Genomic DNA, 12,812 nt, shown 5'->3' with positions numbered 1-12,812 from the left:
ACCTTATGCATTAAGGATTTTTAGTTATTTGTATAAATTTTTTATGTGGAATATGAGAGGTGGCAATTAAATTGCGTATATACTATCGTATTCAGAATTTTTGAAGGTGTTAAATGAATTAAAGGGAAATGTGGCTTTAGTTACCGGAGGAGGGCGGGGGCTTGGCGAAGCCATATGCCGCATGTTGGGAGAATCTGGGGCTACCGTAGTTCTGACTGATATCAGGGAAGAACTTGTTAAAAAGATAGCTGACGACTTGAGAATAAAGAGTATTGAATCTATGGCTTTGCCGCTTGACGTTGGTGATGAACAACAGGCAGAAGAGGCCGTAAACCAGGTAGTGGCAAGATACGGGCATCTCGATATACTCATTAATAATGCAGGAATTGATGTAACGCTGCCTGTCGATGAGATCTCTGTTGCTGATTGGGATCGTATCATTCGGGTAAACTTACGCGGTCCGTTTCTTATGTCAAAATACGCATTGAGTGTTATGAAACAGCGTGGCAGAGGTAATATCGTAAATATTGTATCTACTGCAGCAAAAAGAACGTGGGCGAATGCATCTGCATACCATGCAAGTAAATGGGGACTTCTCGGCTTTAGCCATGCACTTCATGTAGAGGCCCGAAAGCAAAATATCAAAGTAATAGCGGTAATAAGTGGCGGGATGCGCACACCGTTTCTTCTGGAGAGATTTCCCGATATAGATTTGAATACACTTCAGGAGCCAAAAAACGTTGCAGGGACTGTTAAGTTTGTATTAATGCTGCCTGACGAGACGGTTATACCGGAGGTAATGGTCCTTCCCATGCATGAGACATCATGGCCTTAATATTCAATATGGCACAAGCTATTTTCCTGGATAAAGACGGTACTATCATAGAGGATGTGCCGTATAATATTGACCCTCGTCACATACGGTTTGTGCCAGGCGTCAGGGATGCCTTACAACTTCTTGATGTTGCCGGGTATAGGTTAGTGATAATTACGAACCAATCGGGGATAGCCCGTGGCTACTTTTCAGAAGAAGATTTGCGCAACGTAGAAATGCATATTCGTCATTGTATGGCTGGGTTTGGCGTGTCGCTTGCGGGATTTTATTATTGTCCTCATCTTCCCGATGGGATACCTGATTATGCTATGGCGTGTACCTGCCGGAAACCTGCACCAGGGCTACTATTCCTGGCAGCCCATGAGCTGAACATAGATCTTAAGCAATCCTGGTTTATTGGCGATATCCTGAACGATGTTGAGGCAGGACGCCGTGCAGGATGTAAGACTGTTCTTATAGATAACGGCAATGAGACAGAATGGGTACTTTCTCCCAATCGAATGCCGCATTATATTATGGAAAATCTTTTAGAAGCTGCACATTTGATAACACTCATTGATAGAAGAATTATGATGAATAGATAAAAGGTTATGATTTCACATGACTGGGATACTTGTAAAAACGTTCTCTGTGTAAGGCTCGATAATATTGGGGATGTACTTATGACAACCCCGGCAATTCGCGCCCTTAAGGAATCTTGCGCCGGGCGTAAGATTACGCTTCTGGCTTCTTCATCAGGTGCAAAATTATCGGGGTTGATTCCTGAGATAGACAATGTCATCATATACGATGCACCCTGGATAAAAGCTACGGCTCCGGCTCACAACAGCAAATCTGAATACACCATGGTTGAGTATTTGAGACAGGGCAGGTTTGATGCTGCAGTTATTTTTACGGTATATACCCAAAACCCGCTGCCATCGGCTTTCTTATGTTATCTGGCAGATATCCCACTCCGTCTTGCCTATTGTCATGAGAATCCTTATCAGCTTCTTACGCATTGGCTGCCTGATCCCGAACCGAAACAATATACCCGTCATGAGGTCCGGCGTCAGCTTGATCTCGTTGCAGCAATTGGCTGCCATACTGCCGATGAACGGATCTCCCTCTCCGTGCCGCTCCAGGCACGGGCTAAGGTTCTCACCATTCTCAGGGAAATGAACAGAGAGAAAAAACGGCCATGGGTAGTAATGCATACCGGTGCCAGCGCTCCATCACGCAGATATCCACCTGAAAGTTTTGCTGCCGTTGCCCGATGTTTTGCTGAAGAAACGGGTTCTCTGCTTATTTTGACGGGATCAGAAACAGAACAGGAGCTTGTTCATACTATTCAAAACATGATTGGTATGCCCTCGTATTCCCTTGCTGGTAAACTGAATTTTAGTGAGCTTTCGGCGCTGATATCATGTTCGTCGCTCTTAATTTCAAATAACACCGCGCCCGTGCATGTGGCCTCTGCATTAGGTGTACCTGTGGTTGACTTGTATGCACTCACGAATCCACAGCATACACCGTGGAAAGTTCCGCATCATGTATTGTTTCACGATGTGCCTTGCAAATACTGCTATAAGAGTATTTGCCCTGAAGTGCATCATAATTGTTTAAGATTATTATCTCCAGGTACTGTGGTAAACGCTGCCTGTGAATTATTGAGAGAAGGAGCCGGGCAATCCCGGGAGGTATTATAGGGTTGTTAATCAGGATTATTTTGATAGCAGGTGAATTTTCGACAAAATTCCGGAGAAATACGCAGAGCGGCAAGGCTAAAGCCTTATCCTGCTTGTTATTGATATAAAAAGAGAGGAGAGTTCATGAATGTATACCCTCGGAATTAATGCTGCGTATCATGATTCTGCAGCATGTCTTGTTAAAAATGGAAAAGTTATAGCTGCATCTGAGGAGGAACGGTTTACCGGAATAAAACATGGGAAACGTCCAATTCCATTTTCAACATACGAACTTCCCTTTCATGCAATTGATTATTGCCTGAAAGAGGCAAGACTTATCCTTTCAGAAGTAGATCATATTGCTTATTCGTACAATCCATTCCTGCTGCTGAAAGAAGACGGCAGGGATGCAGTAATAACCTTACCTCTCGAACCGAGCGCACATAAGGTATCTGAATCATGGGAATCTCCGTGGGACCCTCTTTTTATCTCGTCAATTATAAATGCTCCCCGTCAGCTTGTGGATGGAGTTCCCTATCATTTGAAAGAGCGTTTTAGAAAAGCCCGTATCGATGGGCCGTATACATGGCATTTTATAGACCATCATACCGCACATGCCGCAAGCGCTTTTTTTGCATCGCCTTTTCGTAGTGCAGCCGTGTTAACACTCGATGGAAGGGGAGAAAAGACAACAACCAGTTATAGTCTCGGCGCCGATTGCAGACTTGAGCGTTTGGGAGAAGTTACTATGCCTCATTCGCTCGGTCTTTTTTACGAACAGATGACAACATACCTCGGTTTTCAGCATTCCTCCGATGAATACAAAGTCATGGCGCTTGCATCATACGGTAAGCCGGTTTACGCGGATGAATTTCGTAAAATCATACAGGTTAAAGATCATGGTCAATATACGATTGTGCGGCCATCTTTAGAGAAACTTTTTGGGCCGGCGAGAAAGCGGGGAGGACCACTTCACCAGTATCATTATGATATTGCAAGCTCTCTTCAAACAGTTCTTGAAGAGACTGTATTATATATTGTTCATTGGTTGCAGAAAAAAACCGGTGACGATAACCTGTGCATGGCCGGAGGTGTAGCCCTCAATTGTGTAATGAATGCTTATCTGCGTGATAGGGGGCCTTTTAAACATGTGTGGGTTCAACCAGCAGCCGGCGATGCAGGCACAGCCCTTGGGGCAGCATTATGGACAGATGCACTCATGAGGAAAAAGTTCCAGGGTAAAAGAGATTATAGTATGGAACATACCTATCTCGGTCCCGGCTACAGTGACTATGAGATTAAGGAATTTCTCTCCTGGTCGAAACTTCATCACCGCAAATTATCAGATATTGCAGAAGAGGTCACGGCTCTGCTCATTCAGGATAAGGTGATTGGCTGGTTTCAGGGGAGGATGGAATTTGGACCTAGAGCCCTTGGCGCCCGTTCAATCATAGCTTCTCCCATGAAGGCATGTATGCAAGCCCGCTTGAATGAGATTAAGGACAGGGAAGATTTCAGGCCTGTTGCGCCTGTAGTACTTGAGGAAGAGGCATCAAACTGGTTTATCAACGGAGGAATCTCTCCCTTTATGACCTTTGTGCACAGTGTACGGCCTGAGAAGGCGGATCTCATACCTGCCGTATGCCATATTGACGGATCTGCGCGTATTCAGACGATTAAGCGGGAATACAACCCAGCGTATTACGATCTCATCCATGCATTTAAAATGCATACGGGAGTGCCTATCCTGATTAATACATCATTTAATACCCGTGGCAAGCCAATTGTATGCACTCCACGTGATGCCGTAGAATGTTTTTGGACTTCGCCGCTGGATGCCCTGGTTATCGGTTCATATTTGCTGGAGAAACCAAAGGAAAGAAAATGACTATCTCTGTTTCCGTTATACTACCGACATTCAGGCGGGATGAATTATTGCAGCGTTGTCTGACAAGCCTTTTTGCTCAGGAATATGAATCTTCTTCCTATGAAATTATTGTCGTGGACGATGCCAGGAGACAGGAAACTCAAAAGCTTGTTGAAAGAGAAAAAACCCGAAGAGGCTTCCCCTCCCTTCGCTATATTCCTGCCGGTAATACCCATGGTCCTGCTGCCGCCAGAAATTGTGGTTGGCGGGTTGCAGCCGGCGATATCGTTGCTTTTACTGATGATGATTGTATTCCTTCATCAACATGGCTCAAGGCTGGAGTCGCTGCTTTTACGAAAGGAGTAGTGGGTGTATCGGGGAAAATTATCGTTCCGATTCCGTCCGTTCCTACCGATTATGAATATACTGTTTCCAGGCTTGAACACTCTGAATTTGTTACCGCAAACTGTTTTTACCTGCGGGATGTAATACGCCTGGCGGGGGGATTTGATGAAAAATATACCGCTGCATGGAGAGAGGATGCCGATTTGTTTTTTACCTTACTAAAAAAAAATGTAAAGCTGGTGTATGCCAGAGAGGCAGTAGTTATCCACCCGGTAAGGTATGCGCCATGGGGGATTAGTCTTCGGGAACACAAAAAATGTATGTTTAATGCATTACTCTACAAAAAACATCCGGTGTTGTACCGCCAGCGCATACAGCAATTACCGCCGTGGGATTATTATAGTATTGTTTGTGCCTCAATCCTTCTTCCTTTTAGTGTTATATACAACTTAGAGTATGTGACTATGGGCTTACTGGGTGTCTGGATATTAATGACAGGGAGATTTTTTTTTAAACGGGTACGGAAAACATCCCGCTCTTTTATCCATATAGCTGAGATGGCAGTTACATCGGTTGTGATACCATTTCTTGCTGTTTTCTGGCGTGTCTATGGAGCAATAAAGTTCCGTGTGTTCTTTTTGTAACTTTTTTTCGAATTTGTAGGGCAACCCTTTAAGGAATTGATGAACTAAGTATGGTAAAAGCAGCCTATATGGAAGATGACGGCCGCATTAGTGTTGTAACAAAATGAGACCTTTCAAGAGGAGGACTTCACGATGAGGATACAAAGGGATGTAGGGAATCTTGTTTTTTTAGCCGGTTTATTCGTAGCAGGGTGTGGTTATAATTTACGGATGGCGGCACTGCCAAAGCCGGAGGTAGTTCAGAATGCGCCGGAACAGATGCCGGTAATTCCGGATCCAAATCCCGCTGTTACTACTGTTCCTGAGGGATATCGGGTAGAAGTTGTAATGAAGGATTTGGTCTACCCAACAAGTGTAGAATTTGATGATAAACAGAATATGTACATTGCGGAGTCGGGGTATTCGTATGGTGATCCAAGCGCTCCGGCACGGGTACTACGGGTTTCTCCGGATGGTACTATCGGGATTGCAGCAAACTGGCTCATGGGGCCGGTAACTGATTTGTTGTGGTACAAAGGACTTCTTTATATATCACATCGGGGAAAGGTTTCGGTGTTGGATTCTGATGGCGGGATAAGAGACCTGATAACAGGGCTGCCAAGTTTGGGAGATCATCATAATAATCAGATGACAGCAGGACCGGATGGTAAGATTTACTTTGGACAAGGAACAGTAACAAATTCAGGTGTAGTGGGGCTTGATAACTTTTTATATCTGTGGCTGCCATTGTATCCACATATCTGCGATAAGCCAGCACGGGATGTTACCTTGAATGGAACGAAATTTGTGACCATTAATCCATTTATTATGGGTGGCGGAAAGGGTACCGCTGTTGTAAGAACAGGGGCGTTCAGTCCGTTTGGAGAAGTATCGCGTAAAACTGTGCCAGGAGTTACCAAGGCTAATGGCACAATCCTTCGGATGGATCCTGATGGTTCAAATCTGGAGGTATATGCATGGGGATTTCGCAATCCCTTTGGTGTGATGTGGGGGACGGACGGGCAGTTGTATGCGTCTGAGCATGGTTTTGATGAAAGAGGCAGCCGTCCGATTGCCAACGATACTGATGATTTGTATATAATCAAGGAAGGGGTATGGTACGGCTGGCCTGACTATGCAGGTGGTATTCCGGTAACGGATAAGCGATTTAAGCCGAAAGACCGGCCTCAGCCTGAATTCTTAATGGAGGAACATCCACCGGTAGAGAAGCCTTTTATGACATTTCAACCACATATAGCAGTGATGAAAATCGGTTTTGATAAGGGTGGCCGTTTTGGTAATTCGAAACATCTCTTCATGGCATTTTTCGGAGATGCGACACCAATAACTGGCCAGCAGCAGATGGAACATCCCGGTCATAAAATCGTGCGGATCAATCTACAGAATCAACATACGGAAACATTCTTTGCTAATGCGGAAGGTAAGAGGACCGATTTGCAGGCTAACCTGATTACCGGTGAATTGCCGCCATCTATTGCCGGGTTAAGAAGGCCGCTTGATGTCGTTTTTTCTCCTGATGGACAGGCGATGTATGTAGTGGATTTTGGGGTAATGGAGGCTCTAAGTACACGTGTACCTTTTCCCAAGCCATTTCCGGGCACCGGTGTAATCTGGAGGATTGTGCCTGAGGGCGCAACGGTTGCTATTCCACCAGCTGGATTGTCTGCACTGCCGGGAAGATCGGTTGCAGAGAGGCAGACAGATAATCGATAAGGATATTTCCACGGTATACCTTTCACAAAGAGTAATTGCTTAAAATACTGTTGGATCGTAAGGGTGGTATGGATAAGGGTTGTCCAAAAGGGTAATGGGTAGTATCGTATCATTACGAAGGAGAAGTGAATGAAGCGTTTGATCCCCCTTTAGAAAAGAGGGAGACGTATAAATGATTGAGAAAAGGAGGAGACATGTGAGCGTTTTGAAAAGGAAAGGCTTGGGAAGCTGTCAAAGGGGAGATACAGGAATTGTTAATTCTCTTTCTGAAACGAAAGAAATACCCACATTTCCCCCTTTTCTAAAGGGGGATCAAGGGGGATTACTTCTCCTTTGCTTTGCTCTGGGCTTTGGTTTGCCTGCAATGACTGTTAAAAGATAATCTTCTTGGACAACTTATGGGTCAGGTTTTGCACCTTATTTTGAGTAATTACCTCAAAGAGATCTATGTATATCATTGAACCTCATATTCACATGTATTCAAGAATTACTGATGATTATCAGGCAATGTACAAGGCTGGTATACGGGTGGTTGTAGAACCATCATTCTGGCTTGGTTCTCATCGTCGTTATGCGGGCAGTTTTTTTGATTATTTCCATCTCATTTTAGAATTTGAAACAGTACGCGCCAGCCGTTTTGGAATAGATCATTATTGCTGCATATCGTGTAATCCCAAAGAAGCTGAAAATAAAACACTGACAGACGAAGTGCTTTCCGGAATCAATGAGTATCTGGATCATCCGCGATGTATTGGAATAGGTGAGACAGGGCTTAATACGATTACCGAAAATGAGATCTATGCATTTCGCCGTCAGCTTCTCATTGCGGAAGAAAGAACTATGCCGGTAATAGTCCATTTACCTCACCTCAGAAAGGCAGAAGGCGCAAAGATTATCGTAGATATCATAAAGGCTGAAGGTGTAAACCAAAGGAGAATAGAAATTGACCATAATACAGAAGAGACCATGAGTATTACGCGGAATACCGAATGCTTTACCGGGCTTACCGTATATCCCTATTCCAAACTGAATCCACGGCGTGTATCGCATATCGTGAAGGAATATGGAGCAGGGCGCATGATTATAAATGGCAGTGCGGATTGGGGTATTTCTGATCCGTTATCTTTACCGAAGACTATAGAATTTTTACGAAACGATGGTTATAGGGAAGAAACTCTTAAACGGCTCTTTCACGATAATGCGCATGAGTTTTATAGTCAGTCGCCAAAGTGGAAGCCAAATTATCATATCGAACCTGTTCCCGTTTCATACTATCAGAGGTAATCATAGTGATTCAATGAAAAACAGAGAAGTATTTTATCACGTTGAGATTTTACACAGTTGGTTGGAGCTTGTTCGTCTTCCAAATCTTTTTACTGTGCCCGGGGATATTTTGGTTGGGGCTTTTCTTGCCGGTATTGCCAAAAATGAACTCTCTGTGATTTTTCCCGTGATTATTATTTCATTATCCTTATATATTTCAGGTTTAATTCTGAATGATTATGCCGATTATGAAATAGATAAAGAAGAAAGGCCATTACGCCCGATGCCCTCAGGGCGGATATGTCCGAAGACAGCGCTTGCTGTATCCTCAATCTTAATAGGTATGGCATTACTTATCAGTTTTCTGATAAGTGAAAATAATCTTTTACCATTTTTTGCTATTCAAAGGACATGGGTTTTTACCATTGTGTTGCTTCTGGTAATGTTTATCCTTCTCTATAATAAGCTTGCCAGGAGAATTCCGTGGTTAAGTTTTATAATCATGGGATTGTGCCGGGGGTTAAATGTTCTTTTAGGCGCTGCTATTGTTACCAACTCCTTTCATAGTAAGATATTGTATGGCGCAGGAATAGAAGCACTTTATATCGTATCGGTCAGTTCTATTGCATATAGTGAAATAAAGAGACCGCCATCTGCCGTGATGTGTTGGTTGCCGTTTATCTCTCTCTTAACCCTTGGGGTGCCCTTGTATATTACAGGAATTTCACTGCTAAAGATGTGTGCGTTCTTTATAACCTTTGCATGGATTTTTTATATCATTGGGCATATACGATATTATCGTGAACAAATTCCTGCAAGAATAGGAGATTTAATCCGTAGTTTGCTGCTGATTCAATGTACCCTTATAACGATAGGTATGGAACCTCAACAGAGATACTACCACCTTTCCCTTATAGCGTTTTTACTTTTGCTCTTCTTCACCTCCGGACTGGCATCAAGAAAATTTTATAGCAGTTAACATGGAATATAAAAATTGCAGTTGGACACAGAAGAACACAGATAAACACGGATACGTACCAAGAAACTCACAATGGAGATATGCTTATATCTCTTATTGAAAAATCTGTGTTTATCTGTGTTCTTCCGTGTCCTATTGCAGGATTTTTAAAAATGAGCCTTTAGAATATGGAACAGAAAATTCTCTTACTTCAAATAGCAGGGCTTGGATATAACTTTTTAAGAAATAATCTGGATGATCAGAGGCTGTACGATCTTGATATTAAACCGATGCAGGGAGTATTCCCCGGATTAACTTGCGTGGTTCAGGCTACCATGCGTACTGCCTCTCTTCCTGCACAGCACGGTATTGTAGGAAATGGATTTTTCTTTAAGGATCAATGGAAGCCATTGTTCTGGGAACAGAGTGTCCGCCTCATTCAGCGGCCACTTATTTGGGAAAATTTTCGCTCGCATGGAGGGAGAGTTGCTCAGATGTTTATTCAGCAGTCACTCGGACCAGGAAGTGATGTTTTCCTTTCCCCTGCTCCAATCCATAAACACCGTGGTGGCATAATAATGAATTGCATTTCAGAACCTTCACACATAAGTGTACGACTGGAAAAAGAATTAAAGGGGACATTTCCTCTTCATCATTACTGGGGGCCGTTTGCCTCCAGGAGATCGAGTCGATGGATCGTAAAAGCAATTATGAATGTTATGGAAAACGAGAGGCCAGATCTGCTGTATGCATATCTACCTCATCTTGATTATGCGCTTCAAAGGTACGGTCCTGACTCAACCGTGAGCAAAAAGGCATTTGTTGAGGTGTATTCTCTTGTTGGCGAACTTTTACGCGCTGCACAGAAGGAAAAATACCGGGTTATTCTCTTCGGAGATTACCCTGTCACTCCTGCAAATACGGTCGTATTTCCCAATATCGTATTGAAAAAGGCCGGTTTATTAAAGACGCGTTCTGTACAGGGCATGCAGTATCCCGATTTTTATACGAGTGCAGCATTTAGCGTTGTGGATCATCAGGTAGCTCATGTCTATGTATTTAATCAAAACTTAATAGAAGAAGTAAGATCGCTCCTGGGTAAGATGCCCCATGTTGATACCATACTGGACGGCGCTACTAAAGCTGAAGCCGGGGTTGACCATACACGAAGCGGAGAGTTGATACTCGTGGCGAAACAAGGCGCATGGTTTGATTACAGGTGGTGGACAGAGGTAAAAGAGGCCCCCGAATATGCCTTCCATGTAGATATACATAATAAACCCGGGTATGACCCCTGTGAGTTATTTTGGGGATGGCCTCCTTTTATATCTCAAAATCCATCGAGGATTAAAGGAACTCACGGCCGCGTTGATGAAAATGAACCAATTTTCTATGTATCCGATAGAGAATTGCCAGGTAATCCTGTCACCCTGATGGATCTTTCCCTAAGTATAAAGAGCCTTCTCGATGTAAGGGTAAATCTGGAAGAGAAGCTGCATCCATTACCATGCGAATAGAGCAACGAATAAAAGTTACTTTTCATTATACTGTACATTTTACCCATGATGTATTTCATCCTGAAAATTATGTATTAAAAGAGGTATTGAAAGATCCACAATCAAAAGTTATGGTTTTTCTTGATTCAGGAGTTGTTGCTTCCTGGCCTGGCATAGAGCATCGTATTGAGAATTGGTTTCGTATCCATACAAGGTGTGCAGAAATGATTTCTCCCGCCGTTATTCTGGATGGGGGAGAACGATGTAAAAATGATTTTAAATACTATAAGGATATAGCATATGCCCTGCGGCTGAATAAACTGGATCGCCATTCTTATATAGTTATCGTTGGAGGCGGCGCAGTGCTTGATGCCGTGGGATTTATTGCCTCTATCAGCCAGAGGGGGATACGTCATATACGGGTGCCAACAACAGTGCTCTCACAGAATGATTCCGGTGTTGGCGTAAAGAATGGTATCAATTTTTTTGGAGTAAAGAATTATTTTGGCACCTTTACACCTCCCTATGCGGTGATTAACGATTTTGATTTTTTAAAGACCCTGGATACAAGGGACTGGCTTTCTGGCGTATCAGAAGCTTTCAAGGTTGCCATTATTAAAGATCGTTCGTTTTTAGAATATCTGGTAAGCAAGTCGAAAGAATTGTTTCGGCATGATGCGGAGGTAATGGAAAGGTTAATCATACGTTGCGTCCAGCTTCATACTGACCACATAGCTTCAGGAAATGATCCCTTTGAGAACGGATCTTCGCGGCCATTAGATTTTGGACATTGGAGTGGTCATTATCTCGAGGCAATGAGCGGGTATGAGCTTCGTCATGGAGAAGCAGTTGCGCTTGGTCTTGTGCTTGATATGACCATTGCTGAAAATCGTGGTCTCGTTAATAAAGATGAGTATGACCTTGTTTATTACGGCCTTAAGGATTGTGGTTTTCTGTTATGGCATCCTCTTCTTGAGAAAAGAGAGAATGATAAATTCCTCAATATTTATCATGGACTCGAGGAATTCCGGCAACATCTGGGTGGAAAGCTCACCTTAATTATGCCTGACCATCTTGGCAGTAGTTGCCAGATTAATAGTATTTCACATGATGAGATAGAACAGGCTGTGAAGAAAATGAAGGAGATTTATGATGTCTGCCCGGCAGGATATCCTGAAAAGACTGATCGAGGAAAACAGGTATCTGGAAGTCAGAAATAAAATACTCGATATGAACATTGTGGATATAGCTCAGCTTCTTACGGAGTTTGAGAGAGAAAAGCTTCTTATTCTTTTCAGAATACTTCCCAAGGAAATTGCATCGGAGGTATTTTCCTATATACCCTTAGAATTACAGCAATATGTTATTGAATCGATTACAGACGGGGAAATAAAGGATATCGTGAGTAAGCTTTTTTTAAATGATGCGGTAGATTTTCTTGAGTAAATGTCTTCCAATGTGGTGAAGAAGGTTTTAAGGAACACCGATGAGGAAAAGAGAAAATTAATAAACCAGTTTCTCAAGTACCCGGAAGACTCAACCGGTAGTGTTATGACTATCGAATTTGTTGATTTGAGAAAGCAGATGACAGTAAAGGAAGCTCTTAATCATATCAAAGCTACCGGAAAATAGATAAGAAAACCATCAATAACTGCTATATTATAGATAATGTCAGAAGGCTTGAGGGCGTGCTGTCTATCAGAAAGCTTATTTTGAGCGATGAGAATACTACAGTCGGCGACATCATGAATTCCGATGTCGTATCTGTTCATACCTTAGACGATCAGGAAAAGGTTGCATCTTTATTTAAAAGATATGACTTTACCACTGACTAAATAACACTTTGATAGGCAAGTTAGTGCATACCATAATTCTATTGAATTTATCTATAGTTCTCGACCTGATCGGGGAATGTCCCCTTCCGGGAGAGACTGTGTCATAATTACCCAGAAAGGGTTGGATTCGTTCTTTAATCAGAGAGAAAAATACTCTCGGTGAAACATGATCTGCATATGTGTCTCAAA

The 12,812-nt window shown here is 42.9% G+C and carries 13 protein-coding genes; all 13 read left to right on the top strand.

Features of this window, described 5'->3' with window-relative positions:
- The first annotated feature begins 106 nt into the window (after window positions 1-106).
- The 13 genes from FBQ94_RS16345 (at window position 107) to FBQ94_RS16285 (ending at window position 12,623) form a co-directional block, all read left to right on the top strand.
- Window positions 107-835, top strand: a complete 729-nt coding sequence (locus tag FBQ94_RS16345) for an SDR family oxidoreductase (protein ID WP_285442274.1) — start codon at window positions 107-109, stop codon at window positions 833-835.
- Window positions 826-1,419: a D-glycero-alpha-D-manno-heptose-1,7-bisphosphate 7-phosphatase gene (locus FBQ94_RS16340; protein ID WP_007222894.1), complete on the top strand. Its 594-nt coding sequence runs from the start codon at window positions 826-828 to the stop codon at window positions 1,417-1,419. The genes FBQ94_RS16345 and FBQ94_RS16340 overlap by 10 nt, the downstream gene beginning before the upstream one ends.
- 6 nt (window positions 1,420-1,425) lie before the next feature.
- The gene (waaF, locus tag FBQ94_RS16335; protein WP_007222893.1) at window positions 1,426-2,523 is read left to right on the top strand and encodes a lipopolysaccharide heptosyltransferase II; all 1,098 of its coding nucleotides are present in this window, start codon (window positions 1,426-1,428) and stop codon (window positions 2,521-2,523) included.
- A 127-nt stretch (window positions 2,524-2,650) separates the two neighbouring features.
- Window positions 2,651-4,390, top strand: coding sequence for a carbamoyltransferase family protein (locus tag FBQ94_RS16330; RefSeq protein WP_007222892.1), 1,740 nt, complete (start codon window positions 2,651-2,653; stop codon window positions 4,388-4,390).
- Complete coding sequence (locus FBQ94_RS16325; RefSeq protein WP_007222891.1) at window positions 4,387-5,358, top strand: glycosyltransferase family 2 protein; 972 nt, start codon at window positions 4,387-4,389, stop codon at window positions 5,356-5,358. The genes FBQ94_RS16330 and FBQ94_RS16325 overlap by 4 nt, the downstream gene beginning before the upstream one ends.
- A 132-nt stretch (window positions 5,359-5,490) precedes the next feature.
- Entirely contained in the window at window positions 5,491-7,071 is a 1,581-nt protein-coding gene (locus FBQ94_RS16320) for a PQQ-dependent sugar dehydrogenase (RefSeq protein ID WP_007222890.1), read from the top strand.
- A 447-nt stretch (window positions 7,072-7,518) separates the two neighbouring features.
- Window positions 7,519-8,355 carry a TatD family hydrolase gene (locus FBQ94_RS16315; RefSeq protein ID WP_007222888.1) on the top strand — a complete coding sequence of 279 codons (837 nt, stop codon included), beginning with the start codon at window positions 7,519-7,521 and terminating at the stop codon, window positions 8,353-8,355.
- A gap of 13 nt (window positions 8,356-8,368) precedes the next feature.
- On the top strand, window positions 8,369-9,313 hold the full coding sequence (locus tag FBQ94_RS16310; RefSeq protein WP_007222887.1) for a UbiA family prenyltransferase: 945 nt from the start codon (window positions 8,369-8,371) through the stop codon (window positions 9,311-9,313).
- Window positions 9,314-9,480: 167 nt separating this feature from the next.
- Window positions 9,481-10,809 (top strand): alkaline phosphatase family protein, encoded by a 1,329-nt coding sequence (locus FBQ94_RS16305; RefSeq protein WP_007222886.1) that lies wholly within the window; start codon window positions 9,481-9,483, stop codon window positions 10,807-10,809.
- A complete protein-coding gene (locus tag FBQ94_RS16300) occupies window positions 10,800-12,008 on the top strand; it encodes a 3-dehydroquinate synthase (protein WP_007222885.1) in 1,209 nt (402 codons plus the stop codon). Before FBQ94_RS16305 ends, FBQ94_RS16300 begins: the two co-directional genes overlap by 10 nt.
- A complete protein-coding gene (locus FBQ94_RS16295) occupies window positions 11,941-12,234 on the top strand; it encodes a magnesium transporter MgtE N-terminal domain-containing protein (RefSeq protein ID WP_285442271.1) in 294 nt (97 codons plus the stop codon). Before FBQ94_RS16300 ends, FBQ94_RS16295 begins: the two co-directional genes overlap by 68 nt.
- Before the next feature lie 12 nt (window positions 12,235-12,246).
- Window positions 12,247-12,420 (top strand): hypothetical protein, encoded by a 174-nt coding sequence (locus FBQ94_RS16290; protein ID WP_285442270.1) that lies wholly within the window; start codon window positions 12,247-12,249, stop codon window positions 12,418-12,420.
- A gap of 56 nt (window positions 12,421-12,476) precedes the next feature.
- Window positions 12,477-12,623 (top strand): hypothetical protein, encoded by a 147-nt coding sequence (locus FBQ94_RS16285; protein ID WP_285442269.1) that lies wholly within the window; start codon window positions 12,477-12,479, stop codon window positions 12,621-12,623.
- Window positions 12,624-12,812 lie beyond the last annotated feature (189 nt).

Source organism: Candidatus Jettenia sp. AMX1 (assembly GCF_030263775.1).
Taxonomy (GTDB): Bacteria; Planctomycetota; Brocadiia; order Brocadiales; family Brocadiaceae; genus Jettenia; species Jettenia caeni.
This window is presented reverse-complemented; position numbering and strand designations above follow the sequence as displayed.